17 protein-coding genes and 1 tRNA gene are annotated in these 22,201 nt (G+C 65.7%); 7 read left to right on the top strand and 11 right to left on the bottom strand.

The genetic code is table 11. The features are described from left to right. Positions 1 to 252: 252 nt before the first annotated feature. Positions 253 to 3,618 carry a GH92 family glycosyl hydrolase gene (locus CEK68_RS17105; protein WP_226977933.1) on the bottom strand — a complete coding sequence of 1,122 codons (3,366 nt, stop codon included), beginning with the start codon at positions 3,616 to 3,618 and terminating at the stop codon, positions 253 to 255. 516 nt (positions 3,619 to 4,134) lie between these two features. Between CEK68_RS17105 and CEK68_RS17100 the strand changes: the two genes are divergently transcribed. From CEK68_RS17100 to CEK68_RS17090, 3 genes are all read left to right on the top strand, one after another. After that, complete coding sequence (locus CEK68_RS17100; protein WP_152240101.1) at positions 4,135 to 4,551, top strand: hypothetical protein; 417 nt, start codon at positions 4,135 to 4,137, stop codon at positions 4,549 to 4,551. A 302-nt stretch (positions 4,552 to 4,853) separates the two neighbouring features. Continuing rightward, positions 4,854 to 5,357 carry a sigma-70 family RNA polymerase sigma factor gene (locus tag CEK68_RS17095; protein ID WP_193314236.1) on the top strand — a complete coding sequence of 168 codons (504 nt, stop codon included), beginning with the start codon at positions 4,854 to 4,856 and terminating at the stop codon, positions 5,355 to 5,357. A gap of 8 nt (positions 5,358 to 5,365) precedes the next feature. Then, positions 5,366 to 6,034: a serine/threonine protein kinase gene (locus CEK68_RS17090; RefSeq protein ID WP_226977932.1), complete on the top strand. Its 669-nt coding sequence runs from the start codon at positions 5,366 to 5,368 to the stop codon at positions 6,032 to 6,034. A gap of 199 nt (positions 6,035 to 6,233) precedes the next feature. Here the strand turns inward: CEK68_RS17090 and CEK68_RS17085 are convergent, their stop codons facing one another. Further along, positions 6,234 to 6,491, bottom strand: coding sequence for a helix-turn-helix transcriptional regulator (locus tag CEK68_RS17085; RefSeq protein ID WP_152181663.1), 258 nt, complete (start codon positions 6,489 to 6,491; stop codon positions 6,234 to 6,236). A 384-nt stretch (positions 6,492 to 6,875) separates the two neighbouring features. After that, positions 6,876 to 7,307, bottom strand: coding sequence for a SymE family type I addiction module toxin (locus CEK68_RS17080; RefSeq protein ID WP_193314235.1), 432 nt, complete (start codon positions 7,305 to 7,307; stop codon positions 6,876 to 6,878). 769 nt (positions 7,308 to 8,076) lie between these two features. Here CEK68_RS17080 and CEK68_RS21065 point away from each other — a divergent pair. Both CEK68_RS21065 and CEK68_RS17075 read left to right on the top strand, forming a co-directional pair. Next, the gene (locus CEK68_RS21065) at positions 8,077 to 8,214 is read left to right on the top strand and encodes a hypothetical protein (protein ID WP_193314234.1); all 138 of its coding nucleotides are present in this window, start codon (positions 8,077 to 8,079) and stop codon (positions 8,212 to 8,214) included. 68 nt (positions 8,215 to 8,282) lie between these two features. Continuing rightward, positions 8,283 to 8,942 carry a hypothetical protein gene (locus CEK68_RS17075; RefSeq protein WP_152240097.1) on the top strand — a complete coding sequence of 220 codons (660 nt, stop codon included), beginning with the start codon at positions 8,283 to 8,285 and terminating at the stop codon, positions 8,940 to 8,942. Positions 8,943 to 9,089: 147 nt separating this feature from the next. On the opposite strand, the gene CEK68_RS17070 is transcribed toward CEK68_RS17075, so the two are convergent. After that, a complete protein-coding gene (locus tag CEK68_RS17070) occupies positions 9,090 to 9,518 on the bottom strand; it encodes a type II toxin-antitoxin system VapC family toxin (RefSeq protein ID WP_152240096.1) in 429 nt (142 codons plus the stop codon). Further along, positions 9,518 to 9,772, bottom strand: coding sequence for a type II toxin-antitoxin system Phd/YefM family antitoxin (locus CEK68_RS17065; RefSeq protein WP_043094581.1), 255 nt, complete (start codon positions 9,770 to 9,772; stop codon positions 9,518 to 9,520). The genes CEK68_RS17070 and CEK68_RS17065 overlap by 1 nt, the downstream gene beginning before the upstream one ends. Before the next feature lie 366 nt (positions 9,773 to 10,138). Between CEK68_RS17065 and CEK68_RS17060 the strand changes: the two genes are divergently transcribed. After that, the gene (locus tag CEK68_RS17060) at positions 10,139 to 10,921 is read left to right on the top strand and encodes a DUF3883 domain-containing protein (RefSeq protein WP_226977931.1); all 783 of its coding nucleotides are present in this window, start codon (positions 10,139 to 10,141) and stop codon (positions 10,919 to 10,921) included. Between the two features lie 100 nt (positions 10,922 to 11,021). On the opposite strand, the gene CEK68_RS17055 is transcribed toward CEK68_RS17060, so the two are convergent. From CEK68_RS17055 to CEK68_RS17035, 5 genes are all read right to left on the bottom strand, one after another. Continuing rightward, a tRNA-Ile gene (locus CEK68_RS17055) sits at positions 11,022 to 11,097 on the bottom strand. Between the two features lie 238 nt (positions 11,098 to 11,335). Next, entirely contained in the window at positions 11,336 to 11,701 is a 366-nt protein-coding gene (locus CEK68_RS17050; RefSeq protein ID WP_226977930.1) for a hypothetical protein, read from the bottom strand. Positions 11,702 to 11,821: 120 nt separating this feature from the next. Then, the gene (glgB, locus tag CEK68_RS17045; protein ID WP_152240094.1) at positions 11,822 to 14,005 is read right to left on the bottom strand and encodes a 1,4-alpha-glucan branching protein GlgB; all 2,184 of its coding nucleotides are present in this window, start codon (positions 14,003 to 14,005) and stop codon (positions 11,822 to 11,824) included. Further along, positions 14,002 to 17,355: a maltose alpha-D-glucosyltransferase gene (gene treS / locus CEK68_RS17040; RefSeq protein ID WP_152240093.1), complete on the bottom strand. Its 3,354-nt coding sequence runs from the start codon at positions 17,353 to 17,355 to the stop codon at positions 14,002 to 14,004. The genes glgB and treS overlap by 4 nt, the downstream gene beginning before the upstream one ends. After that, a complete protein-coding gene (locus tag CEK68_RS17035) occupies positions 17,352 to 20,453 on the bottom strand; it encodes a maltotransferase domain-containing protein (RefSeq protein ID WP_226977929.1) in 3,102 nt (1,033 codons plus the stop codon). The genes treS and CEK68_RS17035 overlap by 4 nt, the downstream gene beginning before the upstream one ends. 565 nt (positions 20,454 to 21,018) lie before the next feature. Between CEK68_RS17035 and CEK68_RS17030 the strand changes: the two genes are divergently transcribed. Beyond that, positions 21,019 to 22,065, top strand: coding sequence for a prealbumin-like fold domain-containing protein (locus CEK68_RS17030; protein WP_152181671.1), 1,047 nt, complete (start codon positions 21,019 to 21,021; stop codon positions 22,063 to 22,065). On the opposite strand, the gene CEK68_RS17025 is transcribed toward CEK68_RS17030, so the two are convergent. Beyond that, a partial coding sequence (locus CEK68_RS17025) for an integrase core domain-containing protein (protein WP_152240091.1) occupies positions 22,062 to 22,201 on the bottom strand: 140 nt, incomplete at its 5' end. The two genes, CEK68_RS17030 and CEK68_RS17025, sit on opposite strands and share 4 nt — an antisense overlap.

Genomic DNA, 22,201 nt, shown 5'->3' with positions numbered 1-22,201 from the left:
CTATCGATCCAAGGATCGGGCGAGAACCCCGCGCGGTGTGACACGAAAACTCTCCGGCGCCCTTGCGGCAAGCCGGCTTCCCTACGTCTCCTTCCCCCTTCTGCGCAGATGCGATTGGATCGTTCTAATGCAGTGGAAAACTAAGTATCACAGCCCATGCAGCAGCGCATGCTGCCGCGCAACAGGCCTAGTACGTCGTACGACGTCCGCCAGGCGCGTCAGGCAGGCCGCGCTCACCGCGTTCGCACGCGGTCACGGCATGGCCTGCCGCGTCACCGGCTGCAGCAATTCGATCTCGGCCAGCGCCACGTCCTTGCCCGCATCCAGGCGCAGGCGGTAGGCGCTGTACGCGCCGGGCTTGGCGATGCGGAACGGCCGCAATTGCCGCGCCCAGGCGAATGTCTGCGCGCGTCGCTGGTCCAGCGTGGTCCACGCGCCGTCTCCGTTGCGGCCTTCCAGCGTCCATGCCAGGCCGGACACCGCGGCATCGCCGCTGGTCAGCGTGTAGTGCGTGGCGCGCTGCGGCGCTGCGAAACGCAAGTCGACACTGGCACCGGCCGGCAGCGGCAGCGCCGTGGTCGCATCGTCGTCGATCAGGGCCGCGGCCTTGGGCTGTCCTTCCAGCGACACCGCCACGGCCTGCGACGCCACATCCTCCAGCCCACGCGGCGCGCTGCCCGGCGGCGTCAGCGACGGCGGCAACGCGTCCGCGCCGCTGCCCCAGCGCGACGGCGTCGCCCCCATCACGAACTCCAGCGTGGCGCCGTCGGCGATGTCCTGGTGGCGCAGCCAGGCCTTCTTCCACGGCTTGCCGTTGAGCGTGAGCGACTGCACGTACACGTTGCGCGCACTGTTGTTGCGCGCGATCACCACCAGCTTGCGACCGTTGCCGAGATCGACCTCGGCACGCGAAAACGCCGGCGAGCCGATCACGTACTCCGGCGCGCCCATCCGCAGCGGATACAGCCCGAGCATGGCGAACAGGTACCACGCCGACATCTCGCCGTTGTCCTCGTCGCCCGGATAGCCCTGGCCGATCTCGCTGCCCAGGTACAGGCGGCGCAACACCTCGCGGGTGAGGCGTTGGGTCTTCCACGGCTGCCCCGCCGCCACGTACATCCACGGCAGATGATGCGAGGGCTGGTTGCTGTGCGCGTACATGCCCATGCGCACGTCGCGCGCCTCGGTCATCTCGTGGATGACACCGCGGTAGCTGCCGGCAAAACGCTTGTCCGCGGTCTCCGGCGTGGCGAAGAGTTCGTCCAGCCGCGCCGCCATGGCGTCCTCGCCGCCCAGCAACCCCGCCAGGCCGGCCGCGTCGTGCGGCGTGGTGAAGGCGAAGGTCCAGGCATTGGCCTCGGTGTAGTCACCGCCCCACACCCGCGGATCGAAACGCGAGGCCGGCATGTCCCATTGGCCAGCCGGCGTACGCCCACGGGAGAAACGCGTGGCCGGGTCGAACAGATACACATAATCGGTGGCGCGCGCCCGGAAGTATTCGGCTTGTTCGCGGTAGCGCTGCGCCTGCTGCGGCTCCTGTTCCTGCTCCGCCAGCGTCTGCGCCATCTGCGCCAGGCCGAAATCGTTGAGTGCGCCCTCCAGCGTCCAAGACAGCCCCTCGTGCACGTCGTTGGCCGCATAGCCACGGTACATCGAACGGGCCAGGCCCTTGCGGCCGACATTCGACACCGGCGGCACCACCGTGGCATTGCGCAGCGCCGCCGCATAGGCCTCGTGCGCGTCGAACCCACGCACGCCCTTCAGCCAGGCATCGGCGAAGGCCACATCGGAACTGGTGCCGACCATCAGATCCGCATAGCCCGGCGAGGACCAGCGCGCCACCCAGCCGCCGTCGCGGTACTGCTGCAGGAAACCATCGATCATCGCCCCGGCTTGCTCCGGCGCGAACAGCGCATACGCCGGCCAACTGGTGCGGAAGGTGTCCCAGAAGCCGTTGTTGACGTAGACCTTGCCTGGCAGGATCGGCGCCGCGGTGCGCTCGGCATCGCCGCCGGTGTTGTCCTTGGACCAACTGTTCTGGTCGGCATGCCGCCAATCCGGATGCGCCGCATCGCCGACGTTCTCGTGGGCGATGTTCGGATACAGGAACAACCGGTACAGATTGGAGTACACCGTGACCCGCTGGTCATGGCTGGCGCCTTGCACCTGCATCCGCCCCAGCACCGCGTCCCACGCGTCCTGCGCACGCGACTGCACCAGCTCGAACCCGGCGTCGCCGATCTCCTGCTGCAGATTGCGCTGCGCCTGCTCCACCGAGATCAGCGAGGTGGCGATGCGCATCACCACCGTGCGATCCGCGCCCGGCGCGAACTTGACGTAGCCAGTCGGGCGCCCGGTGGCGATCTTGCCGCTGGCCGTCCACGGACGGTCGAAGCGCGCATACACGAACAGGCGCGTGGCGCCATTGGATAGCCCGCTGCGCGTGTCCGAGTAACCACGCAGCGTCTGCGTCGCCGCATCCAGGGTCAGCCCGCCGCGTGCATCGACGTTGTCGAACAGCAGATTGGCATCGCCGCCCTCGGGGAAGCGGAAGCGGAAGATCGCCGCACGCTCGCTCGGCGTCAGCTCCGCGCGGATGCCGTTGTCGAAGTCCACCCGGTACAGATGCGGGCGCGCCTCCTCGTGGTCGTGGCTGAAGGACAACGCGCGCTTGGCACGGTCCGCCTCCGGCACCCCGCGCGTGGACGAGGGCATCACCTGGAACGTCTGGCGATCGCCCATCCAAGGGCTGGGCTCGTGGCTGATCGACAGCGCCTGCAGCCGCGGCCGGTTGTCGTCGCCGTTCTGCTCGTTCCAGCGGTACAGCCAGCTCAGCGTTCCCGCATCGGTCGCCGGCACCCAGAAATTGAAGCCGTGCGGCATCGCCGTGGCCGGGATGTTGTTGCCGCGCGAGAACGTGCCGTTGGACTGCGTGCCGCGCGTGGTCACCACCTCGTCGCTGGGCCGCCGTGCCACCTGCGGCGCTGGTTCGCGGCGCACCGCGACATCGTCGATCCAGCCCGACGCCACCTTGCCGGCGCCGGGATGTACCTGCACCTCGATCGCACGGATGCGCTTGCCGCGCAAGGCCGCCACCTCACCCAGCCGCACCTGCTTGAACGCCCACTGCTGCGGATACAGCGTCTTCGACGCCGCCTGCCCCGCTGCACTGACCGGCGCTCCGTGCTGATCCTCCACGCCCAACTCGGACAAGCGGCGCCCATCGTCGAACAACAGATCCACCGCCACGCCGGTCGACGCCACCGTCTCGCCGTCGACGATCTCCGGCAGTACCATCCACGACAGCGTCGTGTCCGGCTCCACCGGCAGATCGACTGCGAACAGTTGTGCGCGCCCGGCCGCATTGGCGCGATAGTGCAGCGCATGCAGCCCGGTGTAGCCCATGCCGGCCTTGGCCGCGTAGGGCTGCTCGGGGCCGTTGCCGATGGTGACCTGGAGAGCCGCTTTGTCGGACTGCTTGGCCGACGCGGGCGCAGGGTCGCCCCGCTCGAACGAAGACGCGAAGCCGGGATCGGCCGCGCAAGCCGCGCCGCTGCCCGCGCACCACAGCGCCGATGCCGCGACGGCCGCCAACCACCGGCGTGAAGACTCAGGCATGTGCGCGAAGCACGGGCGGATTGGCATGGCAGGCTCCCCAAACTCTCTCGGTCGGCTGTGCCGCGACGCATGGCGTCACGCACCTCCGGTGGCTACGGCCCGCAACGAAGGCACGCAACGTGGACCGGATCGACCCGATGAATCGCAGCTCAAGTCGGCATCCGACACCGCTTCACGACCGCAGCTGCATGCGGACACAAGAGCAGGCCTCAGCAAACGCGTAGCACGCGATCCCTACCCGCCGTCTTCCCCAGATGCGCTGCATCAACGGCTTTGGATCGATCCAACTGAGCTAGAAGTAACACGCCTTTTGATGAGTTGCATGCTGCTGCGCAACAGTTCGCCTCCGTATCGACACGCGATCCGGCATCGATCGCGTTGCGTTGAATACGAAGAAGGATGACGCTGTACCGTCCCGCGACGAGGAGCGATCGAAGGCGATAGAGCGCCCTGCCTGACTGACGATCAACGGCTACACTGGCAAGCGCTGGATCGCTCCACACACAGGGGTTTCAAATGAAAATGGCCACACTCGCACTTTTGACTGGGCTGCTGGCCACATCGAGCGCACTTGCCGACACAACACGCTGCTCGACGGATTCGTACGGCAACACCACGTGCCGCGGCGACGACGGAAGCGTGACGCGCACCAGCAAAGACTCCTACGGCAATACCACAACCCGTGACGACCAGGGCAACGTGATTCGCTGCTCCTCGGACTCGTACGGCAATAGGACCTGCCGCGGCGACGACGGAAGCGTGACGCGCAGCAGCACAGACTCCTACGGCAATACCACCACCCGCGACGACCGGGGCAACACAGTTCGCTGCTCCTCGGACTCGTACGGCAATAAAACCTGCCGCGGCGACGACGGAAGCGTGACACGCAGCAGCACAGACTCCTACGGCAATACCACGACCCGTAGCGACTAGGGCAACGTGGTTCGCGGAGCGCCGGACTCCTTCGGCAACACGACGTATCGCGACGACAAGGGCAGCGTAACGCGCTGCAGCACCGTCAGCTTTGGCATTGCCACTTGCCGACAAACAGCCTGACGCTACATTCAAGCCGACGCCGCGCTGCCGCGCGGCTTGATCCAGCAACGTCCTTCCGCGCAATGACCAGTTGAAGATTCTTGCTGGCGCGGTGTGAGATTCCGTGCGCTGGCGCGAATCATGGTGTCGAGGGGCGCGAAGGCCGCGCCGGTGAACCAATGGATACCATCGCAACCGCCATGACCGCGAACGACGCCAGAGATGCCTTCAGCGCGCTGCTACAGCGCCATTCCGGCATCGTGTTCAAGGTCGCCGGCAGCTATGCGCGCGGTGCCGAGGACCGCGCCGATCTGGCCCAGGAAATCGCGGCACAGCTCTGGCACGCCTGGCCGACGTACGACCCAGCGCGCAGCGTCAGCACCTGGATGTACCGGATCGCGCTGAACGTGGCGATCAGCCACCTGCGCAACTGCGAACTGCGGCAGCGGCACGACGCGATGCCGCTGGACGAAACCCTGCACGACGTGGCCGACGGCAACGCCGCGGACCCGGAGAACGAACAGCGGCTTCGCCTGCTGCAGGACGTCATCGCGCGCCAGCCGCCGCTGGACCGCGCACTGTTGCTGCTCTACCTCGAAGACCGCCCGCAACGCGAGATCGCCCAGATCCTCGGCATCACCGAAAGCAACGTCTCCACCAAGATCGGACGCCTGAAACAGCGCATCCGCGACGAATTTCGCTAAACCACGCCATGGAGACCACGATGGAACTCGACGACTTCAAATCGGCCTGGCAAACGCTGGACCGCCGGCTGCAACTGGACAACACATTGAAGCTGCACAAACTGCGCGAGCGCAAACTGGACAGGACGCGCGGCAGCCTGCGCCCGCTGTACTGGGGCCAGGTGCTGCAGATCCTGTTCGGCATTGCGTTCGTCCTGCTCGCGTCGCTGCTGTGGGTGAGCAAGCCAGCACATGCTTCGTCCATCGTCGCCGGCGTGCTTGTGCAGGCATATGGCGTACTGACGATCGCCGCGGCCGGCGTGGTGCTGGGGCGACTCGGCAACATCGACTATGCGCAGCCGGTCATCGGCATACAGAAGCAATTGCTGCGCACACGCACACTGTACATCCGCAGCGGCATGGTCGCCGGTCTGCCGTGGTGGTTCCTGTGGATCGCGGTCTTGCAGACCTTGGCTGGCCTGTGCGACGTCGATCTGCTGGCCAAGGCCCCCGCGCTGGTGTGGAGCGGCTACGGCATCGGCATCGCCGGCCTGCTCGGCACCTGGTGGTTCCACCGCTGGGCGCGCCGCCCGCACCGCGCCGAGTTCGGCCGGAAGATGGACGATTCCTTGAGCGGCGGCAGCCTGCGCAAGGCGCTGGCGCAACTGGACGAATTGCAGCGCTTCGAGCGCGACTGAGCGCGCTTTCCCACGGCCGTCGCCATCCACAAATGTCGCTTGGTCCAACTACCGGCTTACCCCTGCCGCCTGTGAGCAGCGCTCCCAGTCCGCGTCGTAGTGCAGTTCCATCTCCCCGCGCGCAGGCAGCGTACATCGCGCCACGCGAACGCCATTGGTCCAGATGGTGAGGCTGCGACTGTGCGATCGACGCCCCATCTCACCACTCCACTTGCTTGGCGGCGGCGGTGGAGTCGTCGCGGGTGCCGATGGTCAACTCCAACCCCAGCGCCGCGCACCAGGCCAGGAGTTGTTCGACGCTCAACGCATGAGCATTCAACTCCAGATGAGAAACCCGCGACTGGCTCAGGCCGAGACGGCCGGCCAGTGCAGCCTGAGTCAGCCCCTTGGCCTTGCGTGCGGCCTGCAGCGTCGCGCCTAGTTGCGTTGCGGTGACCAGAACGTGGCGTGTCGACATTGCAGTAATACCCGTTATCCCGCTAATCGCAAGATACCCGCAAAACGAATAAAGCTCACATAGCTGATATCCAGGTAGAGCCGTTCGCTGCCGGCTAGTCCTAGCGCTGGTGAATACGGCTTTTTCGCACCGCATGAAGCGGTGCCGATTGCCCAATTCGCCGAGGCACAATCGCCGGCACCTTCTGCGGTGATTAGGGCAGCCAATCGCCACATAACATCCGCATTGCCCGCAGGGGACGGCGATGTACGCCGTACGAGGAGGCTACTCCGTCAAAGGGGACGGCGTGTAGTGACGACGCGGCCAGCACCGCGCCGCCGCCGCCCCTCGAGCGATTCGGCAAGAGCCGGCCACCCCAGCAATGCCACTGCCAGAACCGAGCGGCTACGGTGTCACCCTGGACGTGCGTCGCGCCTTCGCCGCGGGCGGCGGCGCCACCTGCACAGCCGTGATCAGCAGGGCGCCATTGGCCATCGTGATGCGCACCTTGCCGCCCACCGCGAAGCCCAGGCCTTCCAGCCACAGGCCATGCAAGCGCAGGCTGGGCACCTGCCGCCCGACCCGCATGCCATTGCGGTCCACATCGTAGTAGCGATAGCCGATGGTGCATTGCGTGGGCCGGCGCGGGACCGAGCGCCTGGGCACTGGGTCCTTGTCAGCATCGGAACACAACGGCGGCGCCGACGCGCCAGGCAGCGGTTCGGCGGCAATCGCATCCAAGGGGTCGGGGGATTCGAGCTTGAGACAGCAGGGTGGTGCCTTGGCGGCGCGGCGAGGGGATTTGGTCTTTGAACGAACGGCAGCACTACCGGACATGACGTCCTCCATTGGAGTGGGAGTCGCCAAGTGATTTCGGGAGACCAAACCCGGCTGCGGAATTTGCCGCAGCGAGTAGATAGTTGCTCGACCCAAAAGAAGCTGTCAACGCAAAAAACAGGATGCCTGTAGACATCTGTAGGATTTCGGCACGGGATAGGTCAGCCTGACCCTGGGTCTCGCTGCGCATGAGAACCCCGCTTACAAACGCCGTCAGAGGAGGGGAAGCCGGCCGGTCAGTCACCCTCTAAAACTCGAATCACCCGCGATAGATGCTGCAGAACACACTTATTTTGTGCCGAATGTAAGAATTTAGCCTGCGAAACTAGGTTTTGCGTTCATCTTGCGTGCAAGCGGTTCTTGCAAAACCACAACATCTAGTCTCACCAGATGAGACACCACAACATGTTGTGGCCGCCAAATTTAAGTCCCTTGCCAAATTGTTAAAATGGGACTAGAGTCCAACGAAATGCCAAAAACAAACGCCCCGCTTGTGGCGGGGCGTTTGGTCCAACTAGCAAGAATGGAGGTGATAACAACCGAAATCGATAAAGCTGAACAACTGTCCAACTATTCGGACGGTGGAGCACCAACAAGCTGCTCGTCCTGGCAGACGCGGAAGTATAGGCGCAATAGCCCACTTTCGTAAAGCACCTACGTAGGTCTCCCACCTCTCCGGACACGGACCACTAGCGCCTCTTGCAGGGGGGCGGTGTTTCGTTGGGCAGTCATACCAACTGTTCATCAAACAACCTAAGAGGAACTTGTTATGGCTAGCAAGAAGACCACTCAGAACCGCAGCGCGATCACCGGAAAATACGTCACGCCGGAATACGCCAAGGCGCACAAGACCACGACAGTCACCGAACGTACTGTTCGCAAGCCGTCGAAGTCGCGCGGGAAATGAGGAAACGAAGGGCGGCCGTTAGGTCGTACCTCTTTTCATTCGTAGATTGCTAAGGACCTACATACAACATGAGTACTATCCATAAGCTCTCTCCCGTTGTACCGAAACCCCGTCTCTCTGATCGCAACCTCGCGCGTTTCGTGCGCATGTCCGCAAGTCGGCAAATGCGGTTCTTGCACGACCAGAAATATCCCAAGGGCACGCCGCAAGTTTTCATGCAGCCGTACTACGCCAAGGCTCTTGCGGGTATCCGTGACGTAATGAAACGCGGCTTTCCCGGCATCATCGATGCGCGTGGGAAGCTGCAAGGCATTGCCCAGGAAACACGCCGTAACAACTCGTTGCGGGTGCTGGAAGCCTTCATCGCTTCACCGCATGCGAAGCGCCGACTGAAAATTATTACAGGGCATCGCTACCAAGCTTATGTGCGCACTCTTGAGGTCCGCTTCTCGCCGCACGTTGTGGCGATGGACGGTAACGAGGTTCGCTACATCTACTTCCATGAGAAGGGCGTGCAGTGCGACTCGGAAGAAGCTCGCCTTACGCTGGAGTTCGGCTATTGGGTTTTAACGCAGAACGGCATTGAAGCCAAGCCGCATCAGTTCGAACTGATTGACCTTTTTTCCGGAAAGTACTTCCAAGGTCAGCCCATGAGGCCCGAGACCCTGAAGATGCTTGACGACATGGCGCAGCACATTGAAAGCCAGTGGACCACCATCGAACCGTGAAGGCGAAGTAGTTACCGGGGGGCTTAGCCCATGCTACGCCCCCTCATCAAATGACAGGAATAAACGGGGTCAGGTTTACTTCTAACCGTCGCGTCTCTTCATAGCAGGCAACTTCCCAATTGCCTTTGCGCATGAATCCACAAGCGGTCATGGCAACAACGGCTCCCACGCATTGACGATGGAAACTCCCGTAGGCTCGAAATCAGAGACGTTGCGCGTAACCACCGCCATACCATGCACCAACGCCGTCGCCGCGATGAGCGCATCGCGCTCGCCGCGCTTGTCGGGTACATGCAACCGAGCGCAGCGTTGCGCCACAGCGGTGTCGATCGGCAATGTTCGCCCTGAAAACTCGGGCAGTACGTGCTGCTCTAGCCACGAGCGCAGCATGGCGCCCTGGTTAGCGTCCTTGCGTTCGATCGACAGAACGCCAAGCTCCAGCTCCATGACGGTGATGGCCGAGATGAAGAGATCGGCGGCATCGACGCTTTCCGCCCAGGCCGCTACATTCGCATCCGCTTTGCCGAGCCGCACCTTGCGCAACTCCGACAGCACGTTGGTGTCGAGCACGTACATCACGAAAGATCAGCCGGCTGGGCTCCGATCGTCACGCGCGGCGGCTCGAACTCGATGTCTGCAACGCCCGGCATCGCCAGCGCATCGGCGATGTTGCGCCGCTGCCTGGTCAACCGTTGGTAGTCCTCGAAGCTCAACAGCACGTGTGCAGGCTTGCCGCGGTCCGTGATGAACACCGGGCCGCTCTTGGTGGCCTTCTTTGCCCGCGTCACGTCCTGATTCAGTTCCCGACTTGATAGTGTTGTGATGGTCATAAGGCGACTCCTGGATCCGCTGAATGTAGTTACGTTACTACAAGGACGTTTGAGGGGCAAATGACGGATCAACACGGCGACAAGCGCCTCAGCCAGGCAGCCGCTCCTATCGAGAACGGGCCGGGTTCTCTCCTAACATCCGCTATTTTCAGGAGCGGACAACATGCAGTCGCCGTTGCATGCTGCTGGTAGACCACTAGCAATCGCTACTGCCCGCTTCACATCGCACCACGCAGCTATCGCTGCCAGGACTAGCTCCCCACACTTCTGCTAGTTAACCTGGTGACACGCGAGAGGAGCTATATGGCACGAGGCACAGACTGGTCGCATGAAGAAGTGGAGGCCTGCGTCGCCGACTACTTGCACATGCTCACGCTCGAACTGAACGGCCAGCGGTATAGCAAGACCGTCCATGCACGTGCGCTGGCCGAGCGGCTCGACGGGCGCAACAGGGCCGCCATCGAGTTCAAACACTGCAACATCAGCGCAGTCCTTCTCGCACTCGGCTATCCGTACATTGATGGCTACAAGCCGCGTGGCAATTACCAGACCCTGTTGTTCGACGTGGTGGGAAGTCAAGCGCAGTCGAACGATGCACTACAGGCCGCTGCTCAATCCGCCGTGCTGCGACCTGCCGTAATGATTGCCCCAGAGGATACGGAAGCCATATGGGTTCCTGCACCGACAGCGGCGCGGGTAAGAGAGACACCACCTATCTACCTGCCCCGATTCTCGCCTGTCCAACGCGACTACCTGGCACAAGAAGCGCGGAATCAATCGCTGGGGCGGGCCGGCGAGTTGTTCGTAATAGAGCTGGAGAGCCGCCGCCTTCATGCAGCTGGCCAGAAACGCCTGGCCAATCGGGTCGAACACATAACCGCTTCTCAAGGCGATGGCCTAGGCTACGACATACTCTCCTATGAGACCGATGGCCGAGAACGACTCATTGAGGTAAAGACCACCGCGTTCGGCATCCTGACTCCATTCCATGTCAGCCGCAACGAACTGGCGCGCTCGGAAGCCGATGCTGACAAATACCGCCTCTATCGTCTCTTCGACTTCCGTGCAAAACCACGCCTATTCGATCTACCCGGCGCCATAGCTTCGCATTGCCATCTCGAGGCAAACATGTACATCGCGCGCTTCTAAGACGACGGTCTCACCAACACTACAAGAATGAGATCAGGCTCACTTCCAACGTCCGCTCATCTTGAAGAGCAGACAGCATGCGATTGCCTTTGCATGCTGATGGTGGGCCCACCAGGATTCGAACCTGGAACCAAAGGATTATGAGTCCTCTGCTCTAACCGTTGAGCTATAGGCCCGGATGCGTCCGGAGCGGGCGGGCGATGCGTCGGCCGCCGGCTTGGCGCCTCTGGCGTACTCGCTGGGGAGGCGCCGAAGCAGCGTGAGTTTACAGTTCGACGTGGCGCGCTGTCTTCCCGGGACAGGAGCGTCGGGGCTCCCACGCAGCTTACCCCTACGCGTGAAAACGGTAGCGGGCCGTGCTGACACCCATCAGCAGGGCCGCAACCTTCCGCCAGCCACAAACAGCGAGCGCCGCTACTGGCCCCCAATGCCAGAGAACATGCTCGCGACGCAAGCAGCGACCTGCCGCGCCTGCCCCTCCGGCACAATGATCTTCACGACTTTACTGCCGGTCCAGTGGAACACGTGGTCATCCAGCAGTTCGACGGCGAGTACGTTCCCGTTGAACGCGTATCTCGCCCGCCTGGTCGCGAATCCATGGATCTGGTCGTCCGCCTCGATGTAGAGGCACCCGGGATCCTCGATCTCGTCCCGGCAGAGCCCGATGTTGTACGGCTGGCCGGCATGCTCTTGGTCGATCAGGAAGCCCAGCGAAAAGTAGCCGTCGTCGCTTTCCTGGTTGTCGACGTCTGCTCGCAGCGACTTCAGGATGTCATCCACGCGCCCTCCCATGCGTCCCCTGCCCCGCCAAGTGGTGCGGGCCGGCACCAGGATAGCGTGTGCCCGCGACACCATGGCCGCGCACGTCCACGCCGTACCGCATACGATCAACTGCGACTCCTAGTCCTCCACTCCCAGCACCAGCACCGCCAGCGGCGGGATGGTCAACGCCAGCGACGCCGGATGGCCATGCGCGCCGACGTTCTCGGCGCGCACGCTGCCGCCGTTGCCGGTGTTGCTGCCGCCGTAGATCTCGCTGTCGGAGTTGAGCAGTTCGCGCCAGCGGCCGGCGCGGGGGACGCCGATGCGGTAGCCGTGGTGCACCTGCGGGGTGAGGTTGGCCACCACCAGCAGCGGGGTGTCGCCGCTGCGGGCCTTGCGCAGGTAGGCGAACAGGCTATTGCCGGCGTCGTCGCCGATGACCCAGGCGAAGCCTTCGGGTTCGTCGTCGCGGGCGTGCAGTGCGGGGTGTTCGGCGTAGAGGCGGTTGAGGTCGCGGACCAGGCGCTGGATGCCGCGGTGGTTGGGCTGGTCGAGCAGGTGCCAGGGCAGCGCGGCGTCGTGGTTCCACTCGGTGGGCTGGGCGATTTCGCAGCCCATGAACAGCAGTTTGCGCCCGGGGTGGGTGTACATGTAGCCGAGGTAGGCGCGCAGGTTGGCGAAGCGCTGCCAGTCGTCGCCGGGCATGCGGCCAAGCAGGGAGCGCTTGCCGTGCACCACTTCGTCGTGGGAGATGGGCAGCATGAAGCGCTCGGAATACGCGTAGACCATGCTGAAGGTCATTTCGCCGTGGTGGTAGCGGCGGTAGATCGGGTCCAGCTCGATGTAGTGCAGGCTGTCGTGCATCCAGCCCATGTTCCACTTGTAGTCGAAGCCCAGGCCGCCGTGGGCGAGGTCGGCGGTGACGCCGGGCCAGGCGGTGGATTCTTCGGCGATGGTCATGGCGCCGCGCGCCTGCTCGGCCACCACCTGGTTGAGCCGGCGCAGGAAGGCGATGCTCTCGTAGTTCTCGCGGCCGCCGTGGATGTTGGGCACCCACTCGCCGGCGTTGCGGCTGTAGTCGCGATAGAGCATGGAGGCGACCGCGTCCACGCGCAAGCCGTCGACGTGGTAGCGCTGCAGGAACTCCAGCGCGCTGGCGATCAGGAAGCCGGAAACTTCGCGACGGCCGTGATTGTAGATGAGGGTGTTCCAGTCGCGGTGGAAGCCTTCGCGCGGGTCGGCGTGTTCGTATAGGGCGGTGCCGTCGAAGTGGGCCAGGCCGTGCGCATCGGTGGGGAAATGCGCCGGCACCCAGTCGACGATGACGCCGATGTCCTCGCGGTGGCAGCGATCGACGAAACGGGCGAAGCCTTCGGGGCTGCCGAAGCGCGCGGTGGGCGCGAACAGGCCCAGCGGCTGATAGCCCCAGGAGCCGCCGAACGGATGCTCGGTGACCGGCAGCAGTTCGATGTGGGTGAAGCCCATGTCGGCGACGTAGGGAATCAGCCGCTCGGCCAGCGCGTCCCAATCGAGCATGCTGCCGTCGGCGGCGTGCATCCACGAGCCGGCGTGCACTTCGTACACGCTGATCGGCGCCTGCGGGGCGTGGCGGCGCGCGCGCGTGTCCATCCAGGCGTCGTCGCGCCACTGGAACGGCGTGGGGTCGGCGACGATGGAGGCGGTGCCGGGCGCCAATTCGGCCTGGCGCGCGACCGGGTCGGCCTTGGCCGGCAGTTCTTCGCCGCGCGGGCCGCGCAGGGCGAATTTGTAGCGGGCGCCGGGGCCTACGCCGGGCACGAACAGTTCCCACACACCGGCCTGGTGGCGCAAGCGCATCGGGTGGCGGCGCGCGTCCCAGCTGTTGAAGTCGCCGATCACCGCCACGCGCGAGGCATTGGGTGCCCACACCGCGAAGCGGGTGCCGCGCTCGCCGTCGACCTCGACCACGTTAGCGCCCAGCGCGTCGGCCAGGTGCAGGTGATGGCCTTCGCCGATCAGGTGCAGGTCGAAGTCGCTCAGTTGTGAGCCGAAGGCGTAGGCGTCGGCGGTGTCCTGCTCGCCGCCGGGCCAGCGGATACGCAGGCGGTAGCGCCCCTCGCCCGGCAGTTCGGCATGGAAGAAGCCTTCCGGTCCCTGCTGCAGCGGCACCTCGCTGCCGTCCTCCAGCACCGCCAGCACCGCATCGGCGCCCGGCTGGTAGCTGCGCAGCACCCGCGCCTCGCCGAGGCGATGCGCGCCCAGCACGGCGAACGGGTCGCCGTGGCGGGCGGTGGCGAAGGCGCGTTGCGTCGCGTCGTCCCAGACGTGGACGGCATCACTCATCGAATCGACTCCTGGGGCGCGGGAAAGCGGTCGAGTATGCGCAACAGTCCCTGTATGGGCACCATGATCCATGCCGGGCGGTTGGCGGCCTCGTAGCGAATTTCGTAGCAGGCCTTCTCGATCAGGAACAGCAAGGTGGTGGCCTCGAACGCGGCCGGCGCCACCCACGGATGCGGGCTGGCATCGAGCACGGCGCGGTAGGCGGCCAGGAACGCGGCGCTGGCGCGGCTGCGGAACGCGGCCAGGTACGCCTCCTGCGCGGTGTCCAAACCCGCGCCCACACGCGCCGCGGTGCCCTCCTCGCCGCGTGCGGACACTTCGCTGGCGTAGTCGAGCGAGCGCAGGAAACCGGCCACGTCGTGCAGCGGGCTGGCCTTGGCTCGGCGTTCGTCCAGCGACTTGGCCGGCTCGCCTTCGAAGTCGATCAGCACCACGTCGTCGAACGCGACCAGGATCTGGCCGAGGTGGAAGTCGCCGTGTACGCGGGTCAGCAGCGCACCGGACAACAGCGACGGCGCCTGCTGCAGCCAGGCATCCAGGCGCGCGCGTTCGGCCAGCAGGCTGTCCACTGCGGCGTGCTCGGCCGGGTCGTCGTTGGCCTCGCGATGCGCCAGCAGCGTGTCCCACATGGCCTGCACTTCGTGCACCACGCCGTCCACGACCTGCTGCGCGGCGGCCGCGTCCACCGGCTGCGGCGCGAAGGCGGGCGCGTCGGTGGGTTGTGCCAGTACCGCGTGCAGCTCGGCCAGGCGCCGGCCGACCAGCGCGGCGAAGGCATCGTAGCCGGCCACGCTCTCCAGCCGCGCGGCATCGTCCTGGGCGGCATCGTATTCCTCGGCGCCGCGTGCGAGATGATCCAGGGTCCAGCGCCAGGCGTCGCCCTGGTTGCGCACGAAGCCCTGCAGCAGGGCCAGCGTGGTCTCGCTGCCGTCGGCCTCGACGCGGGCGACATGGCCCAGCAGTGGCGCGGCGTTGGCATAGCCCAATGCGGTGAGGCGCTCGCCGATCTCGATCTCCGGGTTGATGCCGGCCGACACGCGCCGTAGCAGCTTGAACACCGCCGCGTCGCCGACGATCAGTGAGCTGTTGCTCTGCTCCGCCGACAGCCAGCGAATCTCCAGATCGGCGGGGATGTCCACGCGCTGCAGCGCCGGTGTCGGGCAGAAGCGGATGCGCTCTGCCGTCGCCTCGGCGCCGGCCTCGCCATCCACGCGCAGCTCCGCCTTGTCGCGCAGCGCGGCGAGCATGCTCAGGGTGAAGGGCTTCAGCGCGAAGGCGTCGGTGAGGTAGCCGACCTCGCGACCGTGGCGCACGCGCGCCAGCGCCAGTTGCTCGGCCAGCACGCTCGGCTGCTCGCGCTCCCAGACGATGCCCAGCGGCAGGATGTAGCGCTCGTGGGCGCCATCGTCCAGTTCCGCCTCGATCTCCAGCAGGGTCAGGCCGTCGCCGCCGGACAGCGGCGTGCGCCGCGCGATGCGCACGCTGCGCAGCGCGCGGTCCTTGGCCGCGAACCAGCGCCGGGTGGACAGCCACGCCGGCAGGATGTCGCGCTCCAGCGTCGGTAGATGCGGCTGCAGGCCGGCGCTGTCGGTTCCGTTGCGCAGCACCAGGGTCTGATAGTCCGGCAGCGGCACCGGCGCCGGTACATGCCAGTCCGGCAGCGTGGCGTTGCCGACCAGTTGGAAGGCGTAGAAGCCGAACGCCGGCACGGTGAGCAGGTAGGTCAGGCGCCCGATCGGCGGGAAGCTGCCGCCGCCGAGGATGTCCACCGGCACCCGGCCCTCGAACTCGGACAGGTCCAGTTCCACCGCCTGCAGCGTGTGCGAGAGGTTGGCCACGCACAGCACGGTCTCGTCCTCGTGGCAGCGCAGGTAGGCGAGCAGGCGGCGATTGCCCGGGTAGAGGAAACGCAGCGCACCGCGGCCGAAGGCGCGGTAGCGCTTGCGCACCGACAGCACGCGGCGGGTCCAGGTCAGCAGCGAGTACTGGTCGCGCTGCTGCGCTTCCACGTTGACCGCCTGGAAGCCGTACAGCGGGTCCATGATCGGCGGCAGCACCAGCGCCGCGGGATCGGCGCGCGAGAAGCCGCCGTTGCGGTCGATCGACCATTGCATCGGCGTGCGTACGCCGTCGCGATCGCCGAGATGGATGTTGTCGCCCATGCCGATCTCGTCGCCGTAGTACAGCACCGGCGTGCCGGGCATGGTCAGCAGCAGCGAGGTCATCAGTTCGATGCGGCGGCGGTCGCGCTCCAGCAGCGGCGCCAGGCGCCGGCGGATACCGAGATTGATACGCGCGCGGCGGTCGGCGGCGTAGGTCTGCCACAGGTAGTCGCGCTCGGAGTCGGTGACCATCTCCAGGGTCAGTTCGTCGTGGTTGCGCAGGAAGATCGCCCACTGGCAGCTCTCCGGGATCTCCGGGGTCTGGCGCATGATGTCGGTGATGGGGAAGCGGTCCTCGCGCGCGATCGCCATGTACATGCGCGGCATCAGCGGGAAGTGGAACGCCATGTGGCATTCGTCGGCGTTCTCGCCGAAGTACTGCTGGGTGTCTTCCGGCCACATGTTGGCCTCGGCCAGCAGCATGCGGTCGGGGTACTCGGCATCGAGCGTGGCGCGGATGCGGCGCAGGATGGCGTGGGTCTCGGGCAGGTTCTCGTTGGAGGTGCCCTCGCGCTCGATCAGGTACGGCACCGCGTCCAGACGCAGGCCGTCCACGCCCAGGTCCAGCCAGAAGCGCATCACTTCCAGCACGGCTTCCATGACCGCCGGGTTGTCGAAGTTCAAGTCCGGCTGGTGCGAGTAGAAGCGGTGCCAGAAGTACTGGCCGGCTTCCGGGTCCCAGGTCCAGTTGGACTTCTCGGTGTCGCAGAAGATGATGCGGGTGCCGGCGTAGTCCTGGTCGCTGTCGGACCACACGTAGAACGCGCGCTCCGGCGAGCCGGCCGGGGCCATGCGCGCACGCTGGAACCAGGGATGCTGGTCGGAGGTGTGGTTGATCACCAGCTCGGTGACGATGCGGATGCCGCGCGCGTGCGCCTGCTCCACGAAGCGCTGGAAGTCGGCGATGCTGCCGTAGTCCGGATGCACCGCCATGTATTCGGCAATGTCGTAGCCGTCGTCGCGGCGCGGGCTGGGGTAGAACGGCAGCAGCCAGATCGTATCCACGCCCAGGTCGGCGATGTAGTCGAGCTTGGAGATCAGCCCGGGGAAGTCGCCGATGCCGTCGTCGTTGGAATCGAAGAACGACTTGACGTGCACCTGGTAGATGATCGCGTCCTTGTACCAGCGCGCATCGCCGACCGGTGCGCGCGGCTCGAGGTGGGGGGACGACGGCGCGGCGACATTCATGCAGGAACTCCGGCGCGGATGCGCCACAGGGAGAACGGCCGCGACGGATCGAGGCGGATGTGTTGGGTCTTGCCGTACCAGGTGAAGTCGTGGCCGTCCCACAGGTCGCGCACGGCGACGCTGGCGTGGTCGGGCAGGCCCAGTTCCCACAGCGGCACTTCGATCTGCGCGTTCTGCGCCGCATGCGGATCCAGGCTCACCGCCACCAGCACCAGGCTGCGCCCGCGCGCCAGATGCGCGGCGTCGAGGAACTTGCCGAAGTACAGCACCTGCTCGTTGTGCGCGACGTAGAAGCGTGTGCCCAGGTGCGACTGCAGTTCCGGATGCTGGCGGCGCAGCAGGTTGAGGCGGGTGATCTCCTCGACGATGTCGCCCGGCGCGCGCTCCGGCCACACGCGCAACTGGTACTTCTCCGAGTCGAGGTATTCCTCCTTGCCCGGCAGCGGCGTGGCCTCGCACAGTTCGAAGCCCTGGTACATGCCCCACAGCCCGGACAGCGTGGTCGCCAGCGCGGCGCGGATCAGGTGCCCGCTGCGCCCGCTGTGCTGCAGGAACAGCGGATTGATGTCCGGGGTGTTGACGAAGAAGTGCGGGCGGAAGCACTCGCTGGGCGCGCCGCTGTTGAGTTCCTCGATGTAGGCCTGCAGTTCGGCCTTGTGCTGGCGCCAAGTGAAATAGGTATAGGACTGCGAGAAGCCTACCTTGGCCAGCCGATACATCGGCTTGGGCCGGGTGAAGGCCTCGGACAGGAACACCACCTGCGGATGGCGCCCGCGCACTTCGGCGATCAGCCATTCCCAGAACGGGAACGGCTTGGTGTGCGGGTTGTCGACGCGGAACAGGGTGACGCCTTCGTTGACCCAGAAGAGCAGCGCATCGCGCAACGCGTTCCACAGCGCCGGCACTGCGCCGCTGGCGTAGAAGTCGACGTTGACGATGTCCTGGTACTTCTTCGGCGGGTTCTCCGCGTACGGGATGGAGCCGTCGGCGCGCCAGGTGAACCAGTCGGGGTGGTTGCGCAGCCAGGGATGGTCCGGCGCGCACTGGATGGCGAAGTCCAGCGCCAGTTCCAGGCCGTACTCGGCCGCGGCCGCGCGCAGGCGGCGAAAACCGTCGAGCCCGCCCAGCTCGGGATGCACCTCGGTATGCCCGCCCTCGGCCGAGCCGATCGCATACGGGCTGCCGGGTTCGCCCGGCTCGGCGGTCACCGCGTTGTTGCGGCCCTTGCGGTTCTTCTCGCCGATGGGATGGATCGGCGGCATGTACAACACGTCGAAGCCCATCGCCTGGATGTGCGGCAGCCGCGCGATCACGTCGTCGAAGGTGCCGTGGCGCTGCGGGTCGCCGCTCTGCGAGCGCGGGAACAGTTCGTACCAACTGGCGAAGTGCGCGGCGCGGCGTTCGGCCTCGACCCGGAAGGTCATCGGGTACTCGGTGCGGAACGGCTTGGCGTCGGCGCGCGCCATCGCCTCGGCGGTGTCGGGTTCGAGCAGCAACTGCGCCTTCTCGGCCAGGTCGTCGGTGCGGGCGATGCGGTTGGCGATGGCTTTCAGCCGCGTGGCCAGCGCGCCGCGGCTACGGCCACGTGCGGCCTCGACCTGGGCCAGTGCTTCCTGCACGTCCACCGGCAGCAGCGTGCCGGCGGCGCGCTTCTTTTCCAGGTCGGCGTGGGTGGTGGCGTAGACGTCGCGCCAGGCTTCGATGCGGAACTCGTAGCGGCCCAGGCGCTGCAGCGGGAACTCGCCGCGCCAGCGGTCGTTGCCGAGCGCGCGCATCGGCGCGCTCGACCAGGTACGCGCATCGGCGGCACGCCACAGCAGCGCCACGGCAATGCGGTCGTGGCCATCGCAGAACGCGTCGGCTTCCACGCAGACGCGGTCGCCGACCGTGCGTTTGACCGGGAAGCGTCCGTCGTCCACCGACGGCGTCACCGCCTCGATGCACACCCGCGCCTCGCCGGCGGCGACCTCGGCCGGGGTGCGTGCGCGCGCCGCGGTCAGCACCGGGCGCGCCGGCAGGCTGCGATAGATGCGCACCTCGCCCGCTTCCAGGGTGCCGCCCTGCTCGCCCTGGATCGGCTCGCCATGGTCGCTGAGCAGACCCTCGCTGTCGCCGAGCAGGCGCAGCAACGCCGGCCCGGGCACCGGCAGCAGGTGGTCGCGGTCGCTGTTGAGCAGCACCAGCCATGGCGCGGCGTCCAGCGGTTCCACCGCCACCGCGGTGAGCGCGCCGTCGCGCAGCAGCGGGCGCAGGCGCAGCGACGCGGTGGCGTCGGGCAGCGATGCGGCCGGCGTGGACGCATCGCTCTCGGAGGATTCGTGCTGCGCAGACGTGGGCTGCCCGTGTTCCGTCGGTGTGTCCTGCGCGGCGATCGCCCAGGCCCCCCCGAACGCCGCGGCCAGGCGTTGCCGCTGTACGCGCGGCAAGGGCAGCGGCGTATCCGAGGCCGTCTCGGCATCGACGGTGGCGACCACGCAGCGCGCCAGCGCACGCAGGGCGCTGTCCTCGTCGAAGAACCAGTCGCCGCGACCGTCCCACCAGGCCAGGGAGGAGAACGCGGCATCGAAGCCGGCGCCGGCCAGGCCGCGCAAGGCGTCCAGGCCCAAGCCGGGCGTCCACGCCAGCAGCCGCGCCTGCGGCGCATGTGCGTGGACCCCGTCGATCAGCGTGCGCCACAGCGACGCCGGCACGCGCTGCGGCTGCAATACGCGGAAGCCGGCCACGCCGCTATGCACCCAGTCGAGCAGCCGCGCGCTCCACCACTGTGCCAGTCCAGCTCCTTCTTCCGCGGAGGCGAAGCGGCCCACCGCGATGTCCGGCGCGGCGCGTTCGGCGCGCGGATCCGGCAGCGCCGAGCTGCGTGCGCGGAACCAGTGCGGATGTTCCTGCAGCAGGCGGCTGCCGCCGCCGATCTCGTCGATGCGCAGGTCCAGCAGCACGCGCAGGCCGTGCTGTTCGGCGCGTTGCAGCCAGTGCCGCAGTCGCGCCTGCCCAGCCGGATCCTCGCTTGTCGGATCCTGCAGGCGGCCATCCGCGTCCTGAACGAAAGGATTGGACATCACTACGTGATCGCAGCCATTGGCCTTGGCGGCGCCCATGGCCACCTCAAGCGTGGCCTCATCGTGGTGGCTAAGAGGGGCCAACAGACAAGCATGCATTCGTATATCCCGTTCAGCGTGATGAGGAGTACGCGATCCAGACCGCAGCGGCGACATCGGCAACCCGGATCAGCCATGTCACTGGGCGCAAACGGGTGCGACTGCGATACGCCGCGTCGCGATCGAATCAGGCGCCGAAGCGCCCATGACCCTCGGTGGCACGCGGCAGGGTCACAAGACCACAGGGGATGCCAATGAAACGTGTTCATGGCATTAAGCAAGCGCATACGCCGGCGCGCCCGCGCATGGGCTGGACCGGCGCCAACGCACCGCCACCCCTGGCGTTTCAGGGGACAATGAGACGTATCGCCACGGCAGTGCGTCTTAACTTCATCGCGAATTCACACTCCTATTACACGCCGTACCGCAGGTCGCAGGGATGCCGTGGCGGCTCGAACGGTAGAGAGGCAGCCCTGGTACCGTCGCAAGGCTCTCGCCGTCACTAAGCAATTGGCATCGACTACAATTCGCAAGGACTCGGAGCTCATCGGGCATGGAGAGCGCAATGCGATTTTCGAAACTCATTTGTTTTTCGGCGTTCGGCGCCTTGCTGGCGTGTCATGCGCCAATGGCCAGTGCAGCCTCCTGCGAAGAGAACTTCAGCATGAGTTCCTCGTCGCAGGTCTTGATGTTCAGCGCATGGAGAACGTCGGAAAAACTGGACCCACTCGAAGCCATCGCGCAAATCCATCAAGTCGCCAAGCAAGAAGGATTCACCATCGGCGAACAGAAGAGCGAAGGCGGGAAAACGGAACTCACGTTTTCCCAGGACGCCACGAGCAACTCCCGCAGCTTTGATGTCGTTGCCACGGCGGACCGAAACCTTAATACATTGACGCTCATTGCCGTATTGCCGCCCGGCATGCAAGCCAAGCCGGAGGACATGCGCAGCGCCATGTGCGGGATGTTGGCGAAGGTAAGACTAGACACCGGCGACGGCAGGAACGAAGGGACCGCGAAGTCCACGGCATCGGCATCCGGCAAGCTCAACGTGCTGGAACCCCGATCGGTCTTCGACCTTGGCGCTGCTCAGGCCGCGCTCGAGCCGGGCACCTCCACCATCAAGGGCACGGCCTGCGCGGTGCATCACGTGGAGAATGGCGGAGGCACTTACCTGGCGCGCAACCAATCCATCTCCCTATTCCCGGTTACGCCCTACCTCAAGGAAGCAATTGCGCTTTCGTCGAATATGAAGCAGGGGCGCGACACCCTCAAGGTCTCGCCAATGGCCCTGCAGGTCCGCGTCGATGGCATGACCGACGACAAGGGACAATTTCAATTCTCCAACCTCAAGCCGGGAAACTACTACCTCCTGGCGACGATGGCGCTGGATGTCCAGGGAAGCACCACCAGGAATCTGGGCACCAGCCTGGAAGGCGTCGAAGGCCGGCCTACGGTGACCACCTATTATCAGACCGAGAATTTCACATCCAGATTCAATGATGTCCTCGAGAAATTCGTCGAGATCAAGACCCCTGGACAGACCGTGAAAGTCACGCTTTCGCCTAAAGGCTTCTTTAAAGGGCGGGCCGGGCTGCTCGGTTGCATCTAGCTGTGTAAACCCACCACGTTGTTCAGTGGAATTCGGGAGATGGGAGGTTTGTAGCCGAGGCTGGCGTGTGGTCGATGCCAGTTGTAATGATGCAGCCAGCCCGAGAAGGCGTTGGCGCGTTGCGTGGAGTCGATAA

Origin of the sequence: Xanthomonas sp. LMG 12461, from assembly GCF_009192935.1 — a bacterium.
Lineage (GTDB): Bacteria > Pseudomonadota > Gammaproteobacteria > Xanthomonadales > Xanthomonadaceae > Xanthomonas_A > Xanthomonas_A sontii.
The sequence above is the reverse complement of the archived record's forward strand: the minus strand, read 5'-3'. Positions and strand labels throughout refer to the sequence as shown.

What these genes read in the sequence shown, in the direction of transcription:
- CEK68_RS17035 (WP_226977929.1), bottom strand. Translation starts at nt 20,453, where the DNA reads ATGGGCGCCGCCAAGGCCAATGGCTGCGATCACGTAGTGATGTCCAAT.
- glgB (WP_152240094.1), bottom strand. Translation starts at nt 14,005, where the DNA reads ATGAGTGATGCCGTCCACGTCTGGGACGACGCGACGCAACGCGCCTTC.
- treS (WP_152240093.1), bottom strand. Translation starts at nt 17,355, where the DNA reads ATGAATGTCGCCGCGCCGTCGTCCCCCCACCTCGAGCCGCGCGCACCG.
- CEK68_RS17080 (WP_193314235.1), bottom strand. Translation starts at nt 7,307, where the DNA reads ATGTCCGGTAGTGCTGCCGTTCGTTCAAAGACCAAATCCCCTCGCCGC.
- CEK68_RS17065 (WP_043094581.1), bottom strand. Translation starts at nt 9,772, where the DNA reads ATGACCATCACAACACTATCAAGTCGGGAACTGAATCAGGACGTGACG.
- CEK68_RS17100 (WP_152240101.1), top strand. Translation starts at nt 4,135, where the DNA reads ATGAAAATGGCCACACTCGCACTTTTGACTGGGCTGCTGGCCACATCG.
- CEK68_RS17070 (WP_152240096.1), bottom strand. Translation starts at nt 9,518, where the DNA reads ATGTACGTGCTCGACACCAACGTGCTGTCGGAGTTGCGCAAGGTGCGG.
- CEK68_RS17060 (WP_226977931.1), top strand. Translation starts at nt 10,139, where the DNA reads ATGCTCACGCTCGAACTGAACGGCCAGCGGTATAGCAAGACCGTCCAT.
- CEK68_RS17075 (WP_152240097.1), top strand. Translation starts at nt 8,283, where the DNA reads ATGAGTACTATCCATAAGCTCTCTCCCGTTGTACCGAAACCCCGTCTC.
- CEK68_RS17090 (WP_226977932.1), top strand. Translation starts at nt 5,366, where the DNA reads ATGGAGACCACGATGGAACTCGACGACTTCAAATCGGCCTGGCAAACG.
- CEK68_RS21065 (WP_193314234.1), top strand. Translation starts at nt 8,077, where the DNA reads ATGGCTAGCAAGAAGACCACTCAGAACCGCAGCGCGATCACCGGAAAA.
- CEK68_RS17085 (WP_152181663.1), bottom strand. Translation starts at nt 6,491, where the DNA reads ATGTCGACACGCCACGTTCTGGTCACCGCAACGCAACTAGGCGCGACG.
- CEK68_RS17095 (WP_193314236.1), top strand. Translation starts at nt 4,854, where the DNA reads ATGACCGCGAACGACGCCAGAGATGCCTTCAGCGCGCTGCTACAGCGC.
- CEK68_RS17105 (WP_226977933.1), bottom strand. Translation starts at nt 3,618, where the DNA reads ATGCCTGAGTCTTCACGCCGGTGGTTGGCGGCCGTCGCGGCATCGGCG.
- CEK68_RS17030 (WP_152181671.1), top strand. Translation starts at nt 21,019, where the DNA reads ATGCGATTTTCGAAACTCATTTGTTTTTCGGCGTTCGGCGCCTTGCTG.